Origin of the sequence: Bdellovibrio sp. GT3 (assembly GCF_037996765.1) — a bacterium.
GTDB lineage: Bacteria > Bdellovibrionota > Bdellovibrionia > Bdellovibrionales > Bdellovibrionaceae > Bdellovibrio.
Genome location: NZ_JBBNAD010000004.1, coordinates 540696 through 561577 on the forward strand (window position 1 = coordinate 540696; position 20882 = coordinate 561577).

The 20882-nt window shown below is 47.3% G+C and carries 17 protein-coding genes; 12 read left to right on the forward strand and 5 right to left on the reverse strand.

The window, feature by feature from the left end; all coding sequences use genetic code 11:
- The first annotated feature begins 64 nt into the window (after positions 1 to 64).
- From AAAA73_RS04255 to AAAA73_RS04270, 4 genes are all read left to right on the forward strand, one after another.
- Entirely contained in the window at positions 65 to 310 is a 246-nt protein-coding gene (locus tag AAAA73_RS04255) for a hypothetical protein (protein ID WP_340596933.1), read from the forward strand.
- A 121-nt stretch (positions 311 to 431) separates the two neighbouring features.
- Positions 432 to 872, forward strand: coding sequence for a hypothetical protein (locus AAAA73_RS04260; RefSeq protein WP_340596934.1), 441 nt, complete (start codon positions 432 to 434; stop codon positions 870 to 872).
- A gap of 156 nt (positions 873 to 1028) precedes the next feature.
- Entirely contained in the window at positions 1029 to 3629 is a 2601-nt protein-coding gene (gene uvrA / locus AAAA73_RS04265) for an excinuclease ABC subunit UvrA (protein WP_340596935.1), read from the forward strand.
- A 14-nt stretch (positions 3630 to 3643) separates the two neighbouring features.
- Positions 3644 to 4675 (forward strand): DUF475 domain-containing protein, encoded by a 1032-nt coding sequence (locus tag AAAA73_RS04270; protein WP_340596936.1) that lies wholly within the window; start codon positions 3644 to 3646, stop codon positions 4673 to 4675.
- Here the strand turns inward: AAAA73_RS04270 and AAAA73_RS04275 are convergent.
- A complete protein-coding gene (locus AAAA73_RS04275; RefSeq protein WP_340596937.1) occupies positions 4617 to 5513 on the reverse strand; it encodes a DMT family transporter in 897 nt (298 codons plus the stop codon). The two genes, AAAA73_RS04270 and AAAA73_RS04275, sit on opposite strands and share 59 nt — an antisense overlap.
- A gap of 3 nt (positions 5514 to 5516) precedes the next feature.
- On the reverse strand, positions 5517 to 6239 hold the full coding sequence (locus AAAA73_RS04280) for an FAD-binding oxidoreductase (RefSeq protein WP_340596938.1): 723 nt from the start codon (positions 6237 to 6239) through the stop codon (positions 5517 to 5519).
- 114 nt (positions 6240 to 6353) lie between these two features.
- Here AAAA73_RS04280 and AAAA73_RS04285 point away from each other — a divergent pair, with 114 nt between their 5' ends.
- Complete coding sequence (locus AAAA73_RS04285) at positions 6354 to 8393, forward strand: hypothetical protein (protein ID WP_340596940.1); 2040 nt, start codon at positions 6354 to 6356, stop codon at positions 8391 to 8393.
- Positions 8394 to 8490: 97 nt separating this feature from the next.
- Positions 8491 to 9489 carry a hypothetical protein gene (locus tag AAAA73_RS04290; protein WP_340596941.1) on the forward strand — a complete coding sequence of 333 codons (999 nt, stop codon included), beginning with the start codon at positions 8491 to 8493 and terminating at the stop codon, positions 9487 to 9489.
- A 79-nt stretch (positions 9490 to 9568) separates the two neighbouring features.
- Here the strand turns inward: AAAA73_RS04290 and AAAA73_RS04295 are convergent, their stop codons facing one another.
- Positions 9569 to 10228: a hypothetical protein gene (locus AAAA73_RS04295; protein WP_340596942.1), complete on the reverse strand. Its 660-nt coding sequence runs from the start codon at positions 10226 to 10228 to the stop codon at positions 9569 to 9571.
- A gap of 152 nt (positions 10229 to 10380) precedes the next feature.
- Between AAAA73_RS04295 and AAAA73_RS04300 the strand changes: the two genes are divergently transcribed.
- Positions 10381 to 11028: an HD-GYP domain-containing protein gene (locus AAAA73_RS04300; RefSeq protein ID WP_340596943.1), complete on the forward strand. Its 648-nt coding sequence runs from the start codon at positions 10381 to 10383 to the stop codon at positions 11026 to 11028.
- Between the two features lie 46 nt (positions 11029 to 11074).
- Here AAAA73_RS04300 and AAAA73_RS04305 read toward each other — a convergent pair whose 3' ends face one another.
- Complete coding sequence (locus AAAA73_RS04305; protein WP_340596944.1) at positions 11075 to 11875, reverse strand: DUF1338 domain-containing protein; 801 nt, start codon at positions 11873 to 11875, stop codon at positions 11075 to 11077.
- A 90-nt stretch (positions 11876 to 11965) separates the two neighbouring features.
- Here AAAA73_RS04305 and AAAA73_RS04310 point away from each other — a divergent pair, with 90 nt between their 5' ends.
- The 4 genes from AAAA73_RS04310 (at position 11966) to AAAA73_RS04325 (ending at position 18354) form a co-directional block, all read left to right on the forward strand.
- The gene (locus tag AAAA73_RS04310) at positions 11966 to 12982 is read left to right on the forward strand and encodes a DUF2817 domain-containing protein (RefSeq protein WP_340596945.1); all 1017 of its coding nucleotides are present in this window, start codon (positions 11966 to 11968) and stop codon (positions 12980 to 12982) included.
- On the forward strand, positions 12969 to 13709 hold the full coding sequence (locus tag AAAA73_RS04315) for an alpha/beta fold hydrolase (RefSeq protein ID WP_340596946.1): 741 nt from the start codon (positions 12969 to 12971) through the stop codon (positions 13707 to 13709). The genes AAAA73_RS04310 and AAAA73_RS04315 overlap by 14 nt, the downstream gene beginning before the upstream one ends.
- A gap of 147 nt (positions 13710 to 13856) precedes the next feature.
- Complete coding sequence (locus AAAA73_RS04320; RefSeq protein ID WP_340596947.1) at positions 13857 to 15296, forward strand: transposase; 1440 nt, start codon at positions 13857 to 13859, stop codon at positions 15294 to 15296.
- Entirely contained in the window at positions 15286 to 18354 is a 3069-nt protein-coding gene (locus AAAA73_RS04325) for a hypothetical protein (protein WP_340596948.1), read from the forward strand. Before AAAA73_RS04320 ends, AAAA73_RS04325 begins: the two co-directional genes overlap by 11 nt.
- Here AAAA73_RS04325 and AAAA73_RS04330 read toward each other — a convergent pair.
- Entirely contained in the window at positions 18351 to 19166 is an 816-nt protein-coding gene (locus tag AAAA73_RS04330; protein ID WP_340596949.1) for a TIGR02147 family protein, read from the reverse strand. The two genes, AAAA73_RS04325 and AAAA73_RS04330, sit on opposite strands and share 4 nt — an antisense overlap.
- A gap of 108 nt (positions 19167 to 19274) precedes the next feature.
- Here AAAA73_RS04330 and AAAA73_RS04335 point away from each other — a divergent pair, with 108 nt between their 5' ends.
- Positions 19275 to 20858 carry a hypothetical protein gene (locus AAAA73_RS04335; RefSeq protein WP_340596950.1) on the forward strand — a complete coding sequence of 528 codons (1584 nt, stop codon included), beginning with the start codon at positions 19275 to 19277 and terminating at the stop codon, positions 20856 to 20858.
- Positions 20859 to 20882: the final 24 nt, after the last annotated feature.

Genomic DNA, 20882 nt, shown 5'->3' on the forward strand with positions numbered 1-20882 from the left:
ACCCCGGAATTTGTGGCATGGCTGTTGCTAAGGGGATTCTCACAACTAAAAAAGGGAGAATTTCATGAAACTTGGTAAAATGTTTCTAGCGACGGCTATAGTTTTGGCTTCAACTCAATCATTCGCAGCAAGTGTTTGCACACTAAGCCGTAATTACCATAGCTGCGATGGCAAACAAGTAGCGGCCGATCCGATTAAATCACTGAATACAACAGGGATCCTTCAAGACCTATTGAACCGTGGCTATAAAATCGTGTCCGTAAACACCCCGAGCGCTACCAGCGTGTACTATACCCTGGTAAAAGAATAGTGTAGAGGGGCGGAATATCTGTCCCCACCACCATTAGGTGGGGCGGTGTCGCGCTTTTAAATTGACGAAAGCCCCTTGTACGGCCCATTGTGTGGGGCATAACAACACTCGGGGAGAGTCTATGAAATCAGTAACTGAATTTCCGTATTTTACATTGAATAAAGGTCTTTCTGCAAAAGCAGAATTGACTGGCAAAACACCTGAGGAAATTCAGGCTAGCTTGGGTGAGACTTTCAAATTCGAAGGCGAAAAATTGACTCACTTCATGCACGCTCTTGAAGTTGCAGCGACAAACTCTGGTGCAAATCTTCGCCGTGTCTTGGTAGTGACTTTCGCTGAAGGCGAAAAGGTACCTGCTAAAGCAATCCAAGCAGAAGCTTTCCACTATGTTCCTGACTTTGTTCCAACTGCTAAACCAGCAGCTGAAGCGCCAACTGGTAAGGGCGGTCCTCGTAAAGGTGGCGGCGGTAAAGGTGGCGATAAAAAAGGCGGTTCTCCATGGGGTATGTCTCCTGAAGAATTGGCTGCAAAAAAAGGTAAAGGCGCTGCTGCAAAAGCTTAAGTCTTTGTACTTTAAAAGTTACCGAAAAGGGGACGCTAAAAGCGGCCCCTTTTTTTTTGAGCAGGATACAAATGTTGCTCAAAGACACTCTTGATGCGCCAAGGCGTTGGGCCAGAAAGTTGTGCGGCTTACCCAACAGGCGTACACTTTCAGGCTATGTCACAAGCAGAAGATGGAATCGTAGTAAAAGGCGCCAATGAACATAATCTGAAGAATGTCAGTGTGACCATTCCTCGGAACAAAATCACCGTGTTCACCGGGCTCAGTGGCTCCGGGAAATCCTCTTTGGCTTTTGATACGGTCTATGCCGAAGGTCAACGTCGTTACGTTGAAAGTCTTTCCGCCTATGCTCGTAACTTTTTGGAGCAACTTAAAAAGCCCGAAGTCGATTCCATCACCGGCCTGTCGCCAGCAATCGCCATAGATCAAAAATCTGTCAGTAATAATCCGCGTTCGACGGTGGGCACAGTCACTGAAATTTATGATTTCCTGCGCTTGCTTTATGCCAAAGTGGGCGTGCCTGAATGTCCAACACATCATATTCCGGTCAGCTCTCAAACTCCGCAGCAGATCATCGATGAAGTCGCCAAGAAAGGCCAGGGAGCAAAGTTTTATGTCTTGGCCCCTATGGCATCCGGGAAAAAAGGGGAGTTCTTAGCTGAGTTCCAACGCTGGGCTAAAAAAGGTTTCGTTAAAGCCAAAGTCGACGGAAAAATGATCGACCTTGATAAGGCCACCAAGCTTGCGAAAACCAAAACCCATGACATCGACCTGGTCGTGGATCAATTGATTTTGAAAGACTCCCTGAAGCTTCGCCTTAGCGAAAGTATTAATACAGCACTTTCCATGGCAAATGGCCGTGTGATTATTGAAACTTTGGATGGCAACCGAACGAATTACTCCCTGCATTCTGCGTGTCCAATTTGTGGCTATAGCTTTCCGGAAATAGAACCACGCATGTTCAGCTTCAATAATCCGCGCGGCGCCTGTCAGACCTGCAACGGCCTGGGGACTTTGGATTTGGTGGAAGAGGAATCCTTTTCTGATGGTGAAGTGGGCGGTAAAAAACTTGATAAAGTGGTTTACAAATACAAAGGCAAAAAAACTTCTGACGAGGACGATGAAGAAGGCGAGGACATGGTTCTGCATGACTGCCCTGATTGTCATGGCTCCCGCTTAAGACCTGAAGCCTTGAATATCAAAGTCGCCGAAAAAACAATTTCTGAGATGGCAACCATGAGCGCTGCTGATCTGCGCGAATTTGTTGGTGATATCAAGTGGACTAAAAAGAACGAAATGGTGGCAGAAAAGATCACCAAGCAGATTTCGGATCGTTTGGATTACCTGATTCGTGTGGGAACAAGTTATCTGTCGATGAATCGCTCTTCGCGCACATTGTCGGGTGGGGAAGCACAACGTATTCGTTTAGCCAGTCAGTTGGGATCCTCCTTGATTGGTGTTTTGTATGTGATGGATGAGCCTAGTATCGGTTTGCATCCGCGCGATCATCATCGCCTGTTGGATATCATCGGTGAACTCAAGGAGCGTGGAAACACGATCCTTTTGGTGGAGCATGATGAAGACACTATTCGTTATGCGGATTTCGTTGTGGACCTGGGACCTCGTGCAGGTCGCTTGGGTGGCGAGAAAATGGCGCAAGGCACTCCGGAGGAGTTGGAAAACAATCCCAACTCTTTGACCGGTAAATACCTCAAAGGCGAAGTGCGCATTCCTGTGCCAAAAAAACGCCGCACAGGCAATGGCCAGTTCCTTGAACTCAAAGGTGCGACGGGAAACAATCTGCAAAACGTGGATTTGAAAATTCCGCTGGGAACTTTGACTGCGGTGACCGGGGTTTCTGGTTCCGGCAAATCGACGTTGATCATCGATACTCTTTACAAGATTCTGGCGCAGAAGTTTTATAAAGCTCTGGCGGAACCGGCACCGTTTAAGAAAATCGAAGGCCTGGATAAAATTGATAAAGTTATCGATATCAATCAACGCCCTATCGGGCGTACGCCGCGCTCCACACCAGCGACCTACGTGGCGTTGTTTCCGATGATTCGTGATCTGTTCGCCAATCTTCCGGATTCTAAATTGCGAGGTTACGAACCAGGGCGATTTAGTTTCAATGTTAAGGGCGGCCGCTGCGAAACGTGTATGGGACACGGGCAGATCCGCGTGGAGATGCACTTTTTAAGTGACGTGTTTGTGACCTGCGATACCTGTTTGGGGAAACGCTACAACCGCGAGACTTTGAACATTAAGTACAAGGAAAAGTCCATCGCCGATGTGCTGGATATGAGTGTGGGTGATGCGCTGGAGTTTTTCAAAAACCACAGCCACATCCATCGCAAGCTGGAAACTCTTCACAGAGTCGGTTTGGATTACATGACCCTGGGGCAAAGCTCGACAACATTGTCGGGCGGTGAGGCGCAACGGGTGAAGCTTTCCAAAGAGCTGTCGCGCCGTGGAACCGGCAAAACTCTGTACATTTTGGATGAGCCAACAACGGGATTACATTTCGATGACGTCAGAAAGCTGGTCGAATTGCTGCAGGAATTGGCAGATCAGGGCAATACTGTCCTGGTTATCGAACACGCGATGGAGGTGGTTAAAACTGCCGATCACGTGATTGATTTGGGACCTGATGGTGGCAAGTACGGTGGGCGCATTGTCGCGGCCGGAACTCCTGAAGAAGTCGCCAAAATTAAAGACAGCGAAACCGGAAAGTTCTTGAAAAAGATCCTTAAATAGAATTACGTGGTGGAATGCTTAAATATTTCACTGGTTCTATTTTAATTACGATTATTGGTTTAATTGCGTCTTTCTTCGTCGGTCAATATTACGGCGGAACAGTGGCTGCGGGCTTGCAGGCTTTGTTCATCGCTTCGGTGTTGGCGGTGCTAGAGATTTCACTTTCATTTGATAATGCCATCGTGAATGCGACGGTTCTTAAAGACATGACTCCGGTTTGGCGTCATCGCTTTTTGACCTGGGGTATGTTGATCGCGGTCTTCGGGATGCGTTTGGTATTCCCTTTGGCCATCGTCGGAGTCATGGCTCATATCAATCCGTGGGAAGCCCTGGTTATGGCGGCGACACGTCCGGATGAATATGCGGCGTTGATGCTAGCGGCCCATTTGGAAGTCGCAGCCTTCGGTGGAACTTTCTTGTTGATGGTGGCGTTAAGATTCTTCTTTGATGCGGAAAAAATCGAACACTGGGTGTCGTCAGTCGAAAAACCCATGTCGTTTTTGGGACGTATTGAAGCCATTGAAATCGGTGCCGCATTAATCATCCTGATTACGATTTCTCATTTTATGCCGCAGCAAAACGAAGCCCATGCCTTCCTGAAAGCAGGTTTGGCAGGGTTGATCGTTTTCGTCGCTGTCGACGGAATTGGTGCCTTCATGGAGGCCTCTGAAGAAACAATGCACAATGTGCACAAAGCAAGTGCTGCAAGCTTCCTGTATCTGGAAGTACTGGATGCATCCTTCAGTTTCGATGGTGTCGTGGGTGCATTCGCGATCACGCACAATCTTTTCATCATTATGATTGGTCTTTCCATCGGCGCATTCTTTGTCAGAAGTTTGACGATCATGTTCGTGGAAAAAGAAGCCCTGGCGAAATTCGCATACCTTGAGCATGGCGCTTTTTACGCGATCTTTGTGCTTTCGATGGTGATGCTAACGGCGCCGTTCCTGCATATTCCAGAGTGGGTGACGGGTCTTTCTGGCGCGATTATTCTTGGGGTTGCTTTCCTGTGGTCTTTGAAGAAGGGTCCGCAAGAATCTGTATAGCCGAAGCTGCCATGATAATCAGAGCGCCGAAAGCCTGAAACCAGGAAAGGCGCTCTTGCAGCAGTAAAAATCCAAACAGTGCCGCAAACGGGGATTCCAGCAGGAAAATCATGCTCGCTGTAGAGTCCGACAAAACCTTTTGCGCCCTGATCTGAATCGAAAAAGCAATGATACTGGAACCTAAACCCAACATTGCAACTCCCGCCCAAGCCTCCCACGGAGCTGTCATGTTGACTGACTTTTGCGTCAATAACAGTGGACTTAGCAGGAGTAAAACCCAAATCGACTGAAAATTGTTAAAGCGAAAGGCATTGTCCACTTTGTGGGTGATTCTGCCGATGTAAATGATATGTCCTGCCGCCAGTACGGAGCAGGCCAGTGTCCAAAGGTCACCGGTGTTAACGTCAGTGACATTCGCATCCATCAACACGAAGGTTCCCGCCAAGGCCACAAAAGCCAAAGCATAATTCAGCAGACTGCTGCGGGTTTTGAAAATCAGCGTATTGATCAAAGGCACCAGAATCACATAAAGGCTGGTGATGAATCCGCTTTTGGTGGCGGTGGTGTATTGCAGTCCGATCGTTTGCAGGATCAGCATGCCGCCCAAAAAGAATCCTGCCGGGAGAGCTTTTTTAAAGTCCGATTTCATGGAGGGAAGGCCTGCAGGTCTGAAATACAGGTAGATCAACTCCCCAAAAACAGAGGCGATTAAAAAACGATAGACCATCGCTTCGACAGGTGAGAATGCACGAAGGGCAAATACGGTCGCGACGAAGCCAAAGCCCCAAAGAGCTCCGGCCAGAATCAATTCAATGGCGGCGCGATTTTTCGTCAGCACAACCTAGTCGAAAGCTTCCGACCAGATCTTGTTTTTTTCGATACCATCAACTTCGATCAGCTGATGTTTAACTTCTTTGATCATTCCACCATTGCCACACATGTAGAATGTCGTCGGGATGTTTTTGTAATCAAACTCTGAAATGAAGTTTTGGATGTAACCCTTTTTTCCGGTCCATGATTCCTGAGGGCGACTTAGAACAAACTCAAATTTGAAATCAGGAAGTTCTTTGGCAAGGGCCTCCAGCTCGGGCTGATAGTACATGTCTTTTTCGCTGCGAACACCAAAAAGCATGCGATAGCGTAAATTTGGATACTGCTCTTTCTTGGAAAGCAGGTAGCAAATGTGCTGGGAAAGTCCTGTGCCCGTATTCAGGAAAACAATTTGTTCAGTCGGTGGCTCCTGGAAGAAGACTTTGCCGAAGGGGCCGGTGAAATTCACGGTTTCGCCGCCTTTAAGATTCCAAACAAACGTCGAGGCGATTCCGTTTTCCACGAATTTGAAAAGGAGACGGAAGCCGTTGGGCGTTCTGTCATCACTTGCGATAGAGTAGGCACGCAAAACAGGTTTTGCTTCGCCTTGTGGAACATTCAACATTACAAATTGACCAGCTTTAAATTTGAATTCAGCAGGAGTTTCTGTCTTTAGCACCAATTCGCGAACTGTCGGCGTGTGATCGATGATTTGTTCGACTTTCATGTGATAGACGGTGCGTGCTGAAGACATTTTTTCTCCTTCGGATAAGAGCCAGTCATAATCCGAAAATACCAGACAGTCCAACAATTTAGCTTGTTGATTACGAATCAATTAAATAAACTTATGGGCAGTGAGGGAGTCTTCGTGAATAGTGCACAGCATCTGATTTTATCTCTTATTGCAGTATTGAGTTTGTCTGCTCAAGCACAAGAAAATCTGGAAACGGCAGCTACTGCCGACGAAATTCCTGCTCCGCAGCAGTCCCTGATGAAGTCGGCGGCAAATAAGGAATACCCTAAACCTATGTTCTTTGATCAGCTCGATAATGGTGTTTTATTGCCGCCTCTTGAGCTGGAGTACGATTTATCGATCCAAAACGGCAAAACCTTGAAGTTGGGGCCGGTTTTCATCAATCAAAGCACATTTAATTTTCAATTAAAGCCGTTAGGGCAGGCACACCCTCAGCTGGCGAAAGTTTTGTCTCCAGAGCAAAGAAATTTAGAAACCCTGATCATTGATTGGCCTGTGGAGCTTTTGGGATCTGCAAATCTGGAAATGATCTCCAGAACAGGAAACGTCCTTTGGCAGTACGAAATCACAGAGGTTGAGCAGAAAAAATGGAGTGCGCAGACCCAGGCTTGGCGTGCGAGTTTGATGGCACAAAAAGTTCCCGCAGCAGAGCTGACCAACGCAGGATTTTTTGGCAGCGCCTTTGCGATTCCGAACTTCAAAGCCGCGGGCAGTCCTTTTGGAAAGCTAAATGAGATCTTTCGTTTCTGTTTGTCCCACCAGGTGGGGCGTGGTTACACACGTCTTTGTTCTCAGTGGTACGGGAATCAAAAACTTGAAGACGGAAAAATGGTTTTGGGGAAAGCACGTGTCGACGTCACAACTCCACGGGTTTTGTTAAACAACCAGGAATCCTTGATGCGTCAGTCTGTGCCGGCGCAGTCGGAAGGACCGACGGCTTTCTTTGCGGAGTTGGCGACGGGCGAAAGTTATGAGTTCCTGGTTGAACCCAACAAATTGCAGCTGATGGATATTGCCGATACAGCACGTCCGGGCACGTTGCGTATTGTGGGTTATGAAACCCGTCCCATCGGGCGTTCGGTGCTGCTGAATCCGGATCAGTATCTTAAAATCACCAAGATGTTTGGTTTTGAGTCGACAATCGGGGACGATCGTAAGTATTGGGCCGCGGCTTTGCAAAAAGATGACGCCAAAGTTTATCTTCCGGGCAAAGGCGGCGGCGTATTCAAGCAGCGCTTTGAATTGTCTGTCATTCCACGTCGTCAGGCTCGTCTTTATTTGCACGAACGTACTCCGACAGGAACGTACAACGATAACATCAAGATCTTTGGTCGTAAGCTTAAAGACGTGGCTTTGAATACGGATCAAAACTCGGTTTCAGTCGAAAAGAATGAACCGGATGAATTCACCTGGAGATTCAAAGCGACAGAGCGTGGTGAAATCAACCGCTCTTACATGAATTTGAATTTCGAAGGTCAGCAATACCGTTCGTATTTTGAAATTTACAAAGGCTTTCCACGAGAGCTTTCAGCGCGTCTGTCCGTAGCGAAGTCCTCAGCGGATTTTGTTTTCATGAGTGAGGTGGCTTACAATCAGTGGTTCGAGGATCTGTTCACTTGGACGAACTACTGGATTTCCCGCCAACGCTGGGGGATCAGTGCCAAGTATTTCCGCTCTATGAATGAAATCAAAGTCAGCACTGCCGGTCGTACAGCCCCGTTGGATGTGTTAACGGTGGATCTGAAGTACCGATTTGTTCCCGGTCTTTGGAATCGTGATGAAACAGTCGGTATGATGGCCTCTTATCAGAACGTGAACTTTGGTGATCTTGCGGCTCCCATGGTGGGTGGCGGTATTTTCTGGGCGCGTTCCATGCCGAAACTTTTTGATGATCTATTCAATCTGGTTCCGTTGTTCCGTTATCCAAAATGGGTGGATGTTGAGTTCATTTACTATGCGCAAAGTATGAAGGAAAATGTGAAGTTGAATTCCTCCATGTCCCTGAACTTCCACGGTAAGGTGCTTTGGACGGATACTTTGTTCGGTGAGGCGGGCTTTGGTATCAAACGATATGCCTTTGTTGATTCTGAAAAAAATCAAAAAGCGGAGCTGAACACCTTCTACGGTACCGTGGGAATGGGCCTTAGTTTCTAAGCTGAGTGCCCCTCATTGTTCCCTGTCTAAGCTTTAAACAACTGTAAACGCTCTTAGTGCTGCTCGGGCTGGTCCCGAGTTTGCTCCATGGGAGTCCATGGATAAATTCATAAAAATATGGATGGTGGCCGCTTTGTCAGCTGTGTGTTTTCAAACGGCGCATGGCGCGGATTCAAAGGTAATCAATGACTCGCTGGTGAAGGATCTTTCCTGCCGGAACTTGTCTGTGGATTCCATTTATTCCGCAATCTATCCTCGCACGGCATTTCATACTTATTATCATTTGCCGGTCCAAAACTGGTATTTCAAATCCGGTGGCCCGGCGTTGGGCGTTTGCTGGGGACTGGCCAGTGCCCAAAGAAAAATGTTCTACCTTGCGCGATTTGACGAGAAAGAAGAGCTTTCCAAGGATGAGCTGATGCGCAGAACCCTTAATATGGTTCGTGGTCATGATCTGAGCCCGCAACAAGTGGGTGAGGGTAACGTGCGTATGGTGAAATCACCCATAAATCGCTACGAAGTCTTAAAGTATGCCGATGATTCGTTATTGCATTCGTGGATTAGAGAGCCAATAAACCCAGAGGGTATTTTTCCTTTGATCAACAAAGGGTACAAAGAGGAAGTCCGTGGTAAATCTTATTGGAAGACCTTCAAGCTGGATGTGGAACGGGCCCAGCAAGAGCGTTTCTTCAGGTTTTCGAACTTATCCATGGTGGTTGGCGACGAGGATGATCGTGGGACAGTGGAGAACATGCTGACTTTCAGTGCGTTGAAAAAGAATCTTGAGACCCATCGCCTGACCCTTTTGAATTTGCGTTTTGGGCGAATGGATCAACACGTTGTTGTAGCCAAAGATTTGAAGGTTTTTGACAATAAGGTTGCCATCTTCGTTTATGATTCGAATCAGCCACTGACTGAAAACGTCATCTGGTACGACATGGAAAAGAAATCCTTTCACTCGCCGGGAGTATATCAGGGAGTGAAAAGTGAGGGTGACCCCAAGCGTGCCATCGGTGTATACATAATGGATGAAGAAGAACGTGGGCCGATTGAGGCCGCGATGTTGCGACATTATCAAAAAGAGTGCACTAAGTAGGTTGGACCGGAGAGAGCATGGCGATTAAAATAGTAATAGCGTGTGCTCTTGTCCTGATTGCCCTCGCGATGTATACAGCTTAGAAATAGGCGAAGATTCCGGCGCTACCTGTGAAGCCCGTATTTGCGTAATAGCCACCCGTGACGGTCTGGCGTTCATACATATAGCCCAATTCAATACGAAAACATGCCGAGCTTGAAGTCGGAAACCATTTTACCACCATGCCACCAAAAGCATCAGCAATGTCAAATTTGGTTCCGTTACCGCGATCGGTGTTGCCAAATGCACCCCATGCCGTCAGACCATAAATAAAAGCTTCCCCGGTGATATTGGGAATTAAGTTATAGTCGCCAAAGGCGCCGACTTTCCAGGTGCTGGAAGTAACGTCATTGGCGTGATTCATAGTAAATTGCAGCAATGGGCCGAATTCATAGGTTGCAAGATTCCATCCATAGCGCGCAGTCAAGCTCATGGAAGATTCGCTTGTCGCATTCTCAGCATCAGACTTGGTGTTGGAAAATCCAAAATTCAATCCGATGGAGTTATCCCGTGTGGGCATCCCATCGTTGTCACCAAACTGATCCTGGGAAATCAGGTCGTAAACGGCCCCCGGTGCAAGTGGGGCATTGCTTTCAATGATGGCAGTGTTGCCTTTGACTTTACGAACCTTGATTTTCTGTGCATACGCGGAGCCAGCAGACAGAGATATCAGTGTGAAAATCAAAAAAAGCAGTCTCATCTTGGCTCCTTGTATTAGCGGTATCTTTATTTTTAGAGTGAACCATAAGGGAGTCAACGGGAACTTGTCTCACTCTGAGAATCTGCGTCTCAGGGAGGTTAAGTTTATCCAGACCAAGGCCGATGAGTTTTTAAGGGAATGAAGGGAGTGGCATGTCTTCGAAATGGGGAAATATTCCGTCGTGGGCTTATGATTCCGCGAAATCGTTGATGCAAACTTTGAAAATTGTCGACCCGGAAACCTATGCGCACTGCTGCCGTGTCGGAGAGTTGTCACGCAAGCTGGCCCGGGATGCGGGATTGAATGAATACGAACAAAAGCTCGCTGAGTTTGCCGGACTCTTTCATGACATCGGCAAAATGGGTGTTTCTCAAAGCATTATTGCCAAACCAGGAAAACTGGATCCCAAAGAGCAGGAGATCATGCGCTCACACCCGGTAATGAGCGAAGAAATCATTCAGCCACTGGCCTCTCATAAGTTCTTTGAAACCATCCTGCCGGCGATTCGTGGACACCACGAACGTGTCGATGGGACGGGATATCCTGATAAAATTGCCGGAGATAAAATCGATATCCTGGCGCGTGTGATTCTGGTGGTGGATACCTACGATGCGATGTCGCAGACCCGTGCTTACCGTAAAGGACTTCCTGACGAAGTGGTGTACGAGGAACTTGTGCGTTGTTCCGGCACGCAGTTTGACTCTCAGTTGGTTAAGATATTCCTGCAGGCTCATCCGCATTGGGCGGATCAGGGGAATGATCAGGAAACCGAACATCTGATCATCCGCAAAATTGCATAAAAAAAGCCTCCGATCAGGAGGCTTTTTTGTTTTTAGGAAAGAACAATTACTTTTGTTTGTTCGTGCTTTCAAAGATCTTGTCAGCCGATTTGGCGACGAAGCCCTGATAGAACTTTCCGTTTTCCATTTTATAGCGTTTTGCAAATTCATAGTAGCAACCTGGAATGTTATGGGTGCCATCGTTGAACTTCACCGGAATTTCAGATGCCATCGTGGAGGATTGCTCCAGGTAATCCGCCTGAGTGCCTTTTACCAAACCACCTGATTTATTCAAAACAACGCCTTTGTCTTGCAGGTAATCATTCAGATAGTTGATGTCCTGAAACTTTTTAAGATTGTTGATGTTCACAGTGAAATGGTTGGGACGGAAGCCATAAGCCGCCACCCATGAAGCGTATTCGGATTCTTTAGCCAGCTCCGAGTACAATTCAAAGGAAATATCCCAAGGGCGACCACACATCGAGAAGTCTTCGCTGTCGATCACGCTTTGTGGAATGGAATCAGCCAGTTTGTTCAGTGTTTCGCGAATGAACGGAGACACCTTTTCCAGTTCCAGCTCGGAAATGAAAATTTTTGGCATCTTTTCATCAGGATGTTCGAAGTGAAGTGCAAAAAGCTTTTTTTCAGTGAAGATGTAGGGTTCGCCTTTTTGTTCGTAACCGAATTTTTTGAACTGTTTGGCCAAAGACTCGATACCAAGGCGAGGATGATTAAAGGTACGAAGGGCAATGTGGTCATTCAAGACAGTTTCGCCTTCAGCGACAAACATGTCGTGAATGCGTTTGGCTGCCGGATTTAGTTTGCAGTAATCTGCCCACATATTTTCTAGTAATGTATCAAGGGTCATGTTGTCTCCCGTTTAGAAATAAAGGATACTTCTGTTGGCAATTCGGAGCAATGGAAGCACTTGGCTTAAAGCGTTAATGTCGGAGCGTAAATGAGTACAATTCCTGAGATCCAACAAATTGAATCCCGCATCCTGAGCTTGGGTAATTCTGTGCGTTCTGAGGTTCTGGCCTACAGCCAGGATGGAGACAGTAAATTGCCAATTTATAAAATTACATTCGGTTCTGAGGATCCCCAGGCTCCGGTTTTGGGAATCGTGGGCGGGGTCCATGGACTTGAGCGCATCGGTGCACAGGTGACTGTTGCGATGATGAATTCATTCTCTGAACTTGTGCGCTGGGATCGACAATTGCAAAGAACCCTGCAGGATGTTCGGGTGTTTTTCATTCCGACCGTGAATCCGATTGGAATTTTGCGCAAAACCAGATGCAATCCACGGGGTGTGGATTTGATGCGAAATGCTCCGGTTGATGCAGATAAACCAGCGCGCTGGCTGGGTGGGCATCGTTACTCCAATAAACTTCCGTGGTATCGTGGCAAAGAAAACGAACCGATGGAAGTCGAATCTTTGGCGCTGATCAAGGGAGTACAAAAGGAAATCGCAAGCAGCCGCCTGGCGATCACTTTGGATTGTCATTCGGGATTTGGCTTGCAGGATCGACTGTGGTTTCCTTATGCCAAAACTCAAAAACCGTTTCCGGAGTTGGGCTTGGTTCATTCCTTTAAAAATCTGTTGGATCAAACCTATCCACATCACTTTTACAAAGTGGAGCCTCAGGCGGGAACGTACACCACACATGGAGATTTGTGGGATTACCTGTACTTGCAGCACAACGGTGTTGCGCAGGGAAAACAATACCTGCCATTGTGTCTGGAAATGGGTTCCTGGATGTGGGTGAAAAAACATCCGTCTCAGTTATTCAGAGCGGATGGTCCGTTTAATCCATTGATTGGTCATCGTCATCAGCGGACTTTGCGTCGTCATAACACTCTTTTAGAGCTGATGATTCGCGCCGTTTCCAATCCTGAAGCGTGGGCGACTTTGACCTCAGAGCAGAAACTTCACCATGAAGAAAAGGCGCAGGAGTTGTGGTATGCAGGCACCTAGAAAGTGGATTTTGTTACGAGGGCTTGGTCGCGGTAAGGGACACTGGGGGACATTCCCTCAGGAAATGCAAAAATTTTTTCCTGAAGATCAAATTGAGATGATCGATCTGCCTGGAAACGGGGAGCGCAATCACGAGCAAAGTCCTCTCGCGATCAAACAGTATGTCAAAGATCTGCGTGCAAATTCCAAATTTGTCTCTCAAGGAGAGTCGTTTCATTTATTGGCGATTTCCCTCGGTGCCATGATTGCAGCGCAGTGGTTGCACGATCATCCGGATGAAATCATCAAAGCGCATTTGATTTGCACCAGTTCGTCCGGCACCTCTCCATTTTATCATCGCTATCAGATGCATAACTATCTTCCGACCTTGAAGTTATTTTTGGCCGGGACAGATCCGGTGGCCTACGAGCGAGCCATCCTGGAAATGACGACGAACGATCTGAATAGACGGGCGGCAGAGTTTCCTGGATTTGTGGAGTATACAAGAAAGTATCCGGAGGCCCGCGGAAATGTCCTTCGTCAGTTGTTGGCGGCGTCACGATTCAAAATTCCTAAAAAGCTTCCCAAGGAAGTGAACTTAATGGGCAGCTATGGCGATCGCCTGGTTTCCCCGCACTGCACTTTGCAATTGGGAAGACTGTGGGGAGTGCAGCCCAAGATGCACGATTCTGCAGGACATGATCTGCCCATCGATGCCCCCCAATGGGTGCTGGAGCAGTTACTCTAAATAAGGGTGCCTTAGTTCACAGAAAGATTTTCAGAAGAGTCCTCAGGTCTATTGTATTCGATCTGATGGTTTTGGGAAACAGGGTGTCGTTGACAGCTTTTCACTCTTAATATTCTCTACTGGCTGGACTTAAATCCAGAGGAGAACGTGAGGGGAACAACCTATCTGCTGGCGCTGTTAATCAGTGTTTTTGCAGGCTCCAATTCCATCGCCGCTGAATCCAGCCTAAGAATTCCGAAGTCGGAGGGCGTCAGCAAAGTCAAGAATCCTGAGAAATCAGAGGATTCCAGGCCGGCGTACGTCTACGGCCAAATTCGTATGGAAGGGATGCAGTACTTCACGGCTATTCCGGATTCTCCGCAACTTTCAAACTCTCAGCTTTTATCCGCGCGACTTTCTGTTCTTAAGGAAGCAAGTTGGATCGATGGTGCGTTCGATGTGACTGGTGGTACTTACTTTGCCCGTGGTCAGAATCACATGATTTTGCACGAGGCTTACGTGGCTTCCAAGGGTGATGAGTTCAAAGTTTTTGTCGGTCGCAAAAAAAAGGACTGGAGTGACATCGATCACCGCTGGAACCTGGGTTTGTGGCAACCGTATTTGACTTTGGATGCGCTTCGTCCCGAGGAAGAGGGGCTGACCGGTATCTTCTTTGATTATAACAAAAAGAACTATCAGGTTTTGTTGATGGTCACTCCCATGTTTATTCCAAGCATGGGGCCGGATGTTCGCGAGGAAGGCGGCGGCTTGGTTGCTGACAATCGCTGGTATCGAGCACCATCACGCGATTACGCATTCAACTCCCGTATTAATCAGATTACATACAAATTGGATATTCCCGAGCAAGCGAAACTCGTAAATAACGGTGGCGCTTCCATGATGACTCGAATCGGGGATAAATCAAAAGGGACTTGGGTTGTGGCCAGCGCCGGGTACCTGCCAGTGAATGATCTGTTGTTGAAACGTCAGGCGTTTAAGCAAACATCGGCAGATAAAGTCGATGTGACGGTTTCACCAGCGGTGACGTATCACAAGATCGCTTCCGTGGACGTCGGTTATTCTTTTAAAGCTGTTAAAACCACGATTTCCGCCTTAACAGATGAGCCTGAAGCGAAATTGCCGGAGGAAGAGTGGAGTATGCAAAGCTTGAAGCCACTGCAGGCTTATTCTGCAGCGGTGGATTTTGCTTTGAACGATATTATCACTCGCCCGATTGCCGTGCAGATTTCTTACTTGAAAGTGGTGGGTGGCTCCATCGTGGATATCGATTCCACGGGCGTTCCTGATGATTTCACACTTTATGATTCACGTATGAAGTTTTCCAACAGCTTGATGTTGCAGTTGGAAGGTCAGGTGGCAACCTGGTTCAGACGTCCGTTGGTGACGCGAATCAAATACCGCTATGACTATGATCAACGGGGCTCTTTGTTGAACACAGAGTTTCAATATTTCCCCACGCAGAAATGGGCCGTGGTGCTGGGCGGAGACGTTCTGGGTGTTCAGGATGAAGGGCATTTGCCTTCCAGTTTCCTGAATCAGTTCCGTGCCAACGACCGTTTCTATGGAGGCATGACATATGTTTTCTAAGAACTCTTTGATCGCCACTTTGATGGCGGCTGTGGTTGTATTTACTGCGGGATGTGATTCTAAAATCGGTGAGGCCCCACCTGAAACTGAAGCTCACGAGTATGCGGGTGCCTCTTGCCTTTCCAATACCGGTCCGGTGATTCAGGATTTTATCGCTGGCGAAGCACAAGATGGCGAGATCAATGCCCTGTGGAATTGCTTGAGTGGGGCAGTGCACAGTTTTCAGAGATATGTGCGTGGTAGCGACAAGTCCCGCTATACTTCTCAGGAGCTTGCGACGTTCATTGAAAAGAACTTCATGGACCAGACCAAGTCTCCGCATATCAGCCCGGAACTACAACTTGAGTTCATGAAGCTTAAGCAGTTGTTCTTGGGTGGAAATGTCAATTACCTGACGCAAAAAGAACTGACTCGTTTGCAGGATGTATTTGCTCTGCTTAACGGCATCACTCTGCGCATGAATCCGTACATGAAAATCATGGTTCTGAAGTGGGCTGTATCGGAAACAAACCAGGTTCAAAGGGACATGCAGTTTTTTGAAGATGCCAATAAGGAATTGCAGAACTCTGCAAAATCCCTGGCCGTGCATATCGAAAACAATGGTCAGGCATACAACATGTCTGATTTCGTCGCATTCCTGGATCAGTTGTCAGTGGCTTTGAAAGAAGACTGGTCGGCGGTGGAGTTGGTTCGCACCTACATGCCGGTGGTTAAAAAAGTTAAAAAAGCCCTGGCGGGTGGTAATGAACATGCCATTGCTCCCAATGAATGGCGTCGTTTCAGTTTGTTGGGTGCCCGTGGTTACATTCAGTACCTGCGATATCACTATTTTATCGAGGAAGTCCCGGAAACCGACACGGGTTATCGTCTGACCTATCTGGCGCGCACAATGGAAGATGTGCTTTCCGTATTCCATGATCTGGTTTCTGAAAAACCAGAGGGCGTGGTTTCTCGCGAGGAAGTAAATGATCTGTTGCTGACTTTCTCAAAGGTTTGGCCAGAATTTAAAATCTCCTCAAAAATGATCATGGAATCCATGAAGGTGAAACAGCTGATCTTTGGTGGCAGTATGGACTCATTTACCACAAATGATTTCAAGACCGCTCGGATGAAGGTGAACCGCCTGAAGGTGTTGGTTGAAAAGTTCCTGCCATATTATCCGATCTACAGTCGTGACTGGGATCCTCAGATGTATTCCTTCGAGGAAGCCCAGAAGTATTTCGCGGACGCGCAAAGTGTTTTGGAAAATTCTGGCACTGAGCTCGGGGCTTTGGTTGAAGGTCCTTACGACCTCAATGACCTGATTGTGCTTTTGCGCGAATACGAAAAACTTTATCCTTACAAACCAAAAACAGGGGATGCGAAAAAAGACTATGTTCCTTTAAGCGAACAGCTGCAAAAATTAATGCCGCTGATAGTGGATGGCAAGAACATGGTCTTTGGCGGCAATGACTCCACGTTGTCGAAAAAAGTCTGGAGCCCTTTGATGGCCCTGGGGGCTCGTGTTTACATGAGTTCCTTGTACCACCATTACTTTGTGTCGGGTAAGGCTTTGGATGAGGCGCAGACGCTTACGTCGGTTTCCATTTTCACCAATCAAAGTTTGAATCTGGCCCGGGATATTCTGGTTAAAAAATCGTCTCATCAGTTGTCGATCAAAGAAATCATGTTGATTGCGAACCGTCTGAATCAGGCAGGGTATATGCCTGAAAAAACCAAGATGGACTCCTTAAAGACCTTGATTGATCTTGTGGTGAACAATGTTCTGGTTTCGCCGGAAGACCGTCTGGGGAATTACGTTCCGAATGCGATCACGATGCACTCCCTGGAGTTGTTGCGTGAAGAAGTGCAGATCTGGGTGGATACAGAGATCTTCTTTTCCAAGCTGACTCGCAAGTTCAATAAAAACGATGGCCTGCGCCCTCGTGATTTTGCTGAGGCTATTGAAAAAGGTCGTACCAATATTGATAGCTCAGCGGCTCTGCGCGAAGGTTTGAAAGAGCTGGGCTTTGCTGTCAACACTCCGGCGCCGATGACGATTGATTCCAAAGGTCGTTTGTATATTTCCCGTGAACTGGCTCAGGTCTATGACCGTGCCTCCATGGCACAGCTGAATTTGAATCGTATGTTGGCGCGTGTGATGATGCGCTCGTTTGCTGGCAATCTGTCCCGTATCAAGGCCTATGCGGGCGTGACGCTGGAGGAAGTAAACGCCGTATTTAAAACGGTGAAACCATTCTTTGTGGATCTTGAGATGCTGGAACCGGAAAACGACACCTTCGGGGATGCGCGCTTCCGTGATGCCAATATCTTTATGGGGCATTCAGACGGCAACAAGTACGCTTCATTTACTGAGCTGACGGATTTGGTCGGGATGTTGTGGTCCGGTGTGACTGTGAATACCATGCTGACAGAAACTTTGCCTAAAGACTGTCAGTTTGAAGAGTGGGTAAAGAACAAGAAAACCGGCAAAGCCAAGCTTGAGAAAATGGTGAAGGTTGATTGCGCAGCCAATGCGTATCGATTCTCATTGATGGATTCCATGACGGCGACACCGGCATTCCGCAGTTACCTGAAGTCTGCGAACAAAGAACTGACTTTGGAGTTTATCAATAACATCTTCAAGTCCTCGGGCTATATTCCGAACAAATCCCGCACGACGAAGCTTGCGGATTTGGGGCAGGTTCCTCATGCCATCCAGTACGTGGAAATTCTATTTGCACGCTTTGATATGGATAACGACGGTTATTTGACTCAGTACGAAGCGTCCAAGGCCTTTGATCTGTTCGCGGATTTGCTAAAGCAATACGCCGGTGATCAAGTGGCTCCGAAAGATTTGGAATCCGTGTTCATGTTCCTGCTTCGTTACGGAAAAGCCCCAACAACGCTAAAAGAAAAAGCGACGTGGTTCCTGCGTTGGAAGGGCAAGCCCCACAACTGGCAAGTGGCCGCAGATCGCGGTCAGCTGGCACGCATCCTGGGCTACATCGCCGACATGAGCAACGCCTCAACAGCCGCATCAGTGCCAGAAATCTCCGAACAGGATCTGGCTCTTTAAACTTCCAGCCAATCTAAATTTAAAAGATACAGGGTTTCCGACGGTGATGGGTCGGAAACTTCGCGGACTTTTTTGATGGAATCCAAAAGCAGGCTGCGCACTTTCGATACGTCCTCTTTGGAAAGGCAAATCGCCAAACTATAGGCAAGCTCGCTGGTGCTTTCCATTGATGCGTGACGGGACATCGCTTGCAGGCGCCACTGACTGTGATGGGTGCCGATCTGATAAGAGTCATGACCCAAGTGCATGTGCGTGGGGCCTACGTTAAAGCGCGTGCCTTCCTGTATGCAAAGTCCTTTGTCCAACAGAAAGTCCATGGCATCGGAGCATTCTTTAACTGGTATACCCAGGCGTTTTGCAATGTCTTCGATGGAGTTGCACTCGGGGAGCACGGACGCCAGGCGAATGGCTGCATAAACCCAGGAAGAATAAAATCGAGTGTTGTCTTCCGAAGACAATAAAACATTTTCATGGGGAACAACGCCGGAAATTTGATTGTGCTTCAATCTGAGCTCTTCAAGTTCACGGGACAACTCCTGACGAAGTTCTTCGGAACCTGCGCGATCGTAGTCAGCCATTCGTAAGAAATAACGTTTTTGCCATGTACCCAGACTCATATAGTTTGCGATGCCCAGGGCTTGTTCTGCATTTAATGAGCGCTCGCCGCTTAAAATCAGACTGAAATACGACGGGAAGACGCCAGCGGCTTTTGACAGACGTCCATTGATTCCACGACGTTCCGTCGGTGAAAGGCTTTCGATATAGGCCTTCACGAAATCGACGGGTTTTTTGAAAAGGAAGATGTCAGTCATGGCGCGCAATTAATCAAATGATTAATGAAAACACAATTAATTAGTTAATAATTAATTTACGCGCATCGCAGCACTGTGCTAGAACCCTTCTCATTCAAGGAGTTCAAGGTGATGAAGCATCTTTTGCTAACGGCAGTTCTGACTGCATTTTCCGTAACTACATTCGCACAAATGGGCCCAAGCAATGGCGGCGGGGGCGACGTAGTGGTTCTTCCGAACGACGATGTGGTTTTGGCAGATCCATTTTTGGATCACGGCGGTAATCAACCGAACAACATGCCTCCAGTGCGTTCATTGAATCCGCGCATCCTTCAAGCGGTTCAGCAATATGCAAAGTATTCCGAAGGCGTGCTGAATCGACTGTCCGTAAAAACCAGCGAAATTTGGGCGGAGATGGGTAAGCTGGCAACCAGAAAAAATGATTTAAGAATTTATGCGGTTCAGTCGGTTCAAGAATTGAATAATTTCTGCGCGCCAGGAGGGAAGAAAAGCTATCAATTGCCAGATGGAGCTCTCGTGCAGAACGTTGCTTGCACAGCAGGCAATGAAACATTTTTGATCGAGCCTATGTTTTTACGACTGACTATACGTGATCAAGCCTTGTTGATGATTCACGAGCGTTTAACTACTTTGCGTGATGCAAATGGCGGGAAGAACTATTCTGCTATCGCACGTTTTACGACAGGACTTCGAACCTTTTTGGAGGTTGGTAAAGAACAGCTTACTGGCAAGTATAGACAACTTTCTGAAAACGAAGTTCACCGTTTGACTGAGTTTTATATCGCGACGGAGGAGATCGAAAAGCGTAACAGTGAAGTGGGTGAAGACTCATTCATGTGGCGCGCACATTCAATGGGCGGTGGAATGGTTCAATCAGATACAGCTATCGGAGCAAATGTATTGGTGAATCTTCGTTCCCGGGTAAATGCAGGTGTTGTCATTGGTGATAATGTTCGTTTGGTAAATACTGTCGTGGGTGAAGGCGTTAAAATTGGCAACGGAACGTTGATTGAAGACAGTTTTGTTGTCGACAAGTCCATTGTAGGTGCTGGCGCTTTCCTAAAGAACTTCACATTTGTTTCTAGTTGGAATGATAAATCTTCCAAGGTAGAGATTGAATCTGGAGTTCAGGCTCAGAATGTTACAATTCGTTGTAAATACAATGGACCTTGCATTCGTAACTTTGTGATCGGTCAAGGCACATACCTTAATAATGTTGTTATGGAAGTTGACGAGCAAACAAAAATCGCATCGGGTCAACGCTTGAGTAACGCGGAAGTTGATCGTGAAGCGAATGCCTACGCACCAGTTGGTTATAAACTTAAAGAAATGAATTCTGAAAATTCAGTAGCATGTCCTACAGGCGGAAAAAACTGGGGATCAGGTGAAAGTCGAATTGAAATCATCACGACCAAACTTATTGGCAAAGAGAAGGTGTTTGGTACGGATTGGAAGTACAGTAAGTGCAGTGTGAAAATCCACACAAGCAACTCGCTGTCCCCGAAAGGCTCAGGCAATCTATATGGTCTGAACATGGATGGAGTTCTGTATAAAGCTGGAGTTAAAATCCGCTATAGAATGGTAGAAGCTCAATATCCAGCCATGATAAACTTTTTGCGGTCCCAGGGTTTTGGCTTTGTTGAAGACCATCAAGGTCTGTTGTTTATCGATGCTCCAGTCGTTAAAGAATAATCTTATAAAAATAAAAAGAGAGCC

Bases quoted from the DNA above. Each gene is read 5' to 3' on its own strand.
- AAAA73_RS04300 (WP_340596943.1), top strand. From the start codon at position 10,381: ATGTCTTCGAAATGGGGAAATATTCCGTCGTGGGCTTATGATTCCGCG.
- AAAA73_RS04305 (WP_340596944.1), bottom strand. From the start codon at position 11,875: ATGACCCTTGATACATTACTAGAAAATATGTGGGCAGATTACTGCAAA.
- AAAA73_RS04330 (WP_340596949.1), bottom strand. From the start codon at position 19,166: ATGACTGACATCTTCCTTTTCAAAAAACCCGTCGATTTCGTGAAGGCC.
- AAAA73_RS04270 (WP_340596936.1), top strand. From the start codon at position 3,644: ATGCTTAAATATTTCACTGGTTCTATTTTAATTACGATTATTGGTTTA.
- AAAA73_RS04255 (WP_340596933.1), top strand. From the start codon at position 65: ATGAAACTTGGTAAAATGTTTCTAGCGACGGCTATAGTTTTGGCTTCA.
- AAAA73_RS04295 (WP_340596942.1), bottom strand. From the start codon at position 10,228: ATGAGACTGCTTTTTTTGATTTTCACACTGATATCTCTGTCTGCTGGC.
- AAAA73_RS04310 (WP_340596945.1), top strand. From the start codon at position 11,966: ATGAGTACAATTCCTGAGATCCAACAAATTGAATCCCGCATCCTGAGC.
- AAAA73_RS04325 (WP_340596948.1), top strand. From the start codon at position 15,286: ATGTTTTCTAAGAACTCTTTGATCGCCACTTTGATGGCGGCTGTGGTT.
- uvrA (WP_340596935.1), top strand. From the start codon at position 1,029: ATGTCACAAGCAGAAGATGGAATCGTAGTAAAAGGCGCCAATGAACAT.
- AAAA73_RS04280 (WP_340596938.1), bottom strand. From the start codon at position 6,239: ATGTCTTCAGCACGCACCGTCTATCACATGAAAGTCGAACAAATCATC.
- AAAA73_RS04315 (WP_340596946.1), top strand. From the start codon at position 12,969: ATGCAGGCACCTAGAAAGTGGATTTTGTTACGAGGGCTTGGTCGCGGT.
- AAAA73_RS04290 (WP_340596941.1), top strand. From the start codon at position 8,491: ATGGATAAATTCATAAAAATATGGATGGTGGCCGCTTTGTCAGCTGTG.
- AAAA73_RS04260 (WP_340596934.1), top strand. From the start codon at position 432: ATGAAATCAGTAACTGAATTTCCGTATTTTACATTGAATAAAGGTCTT.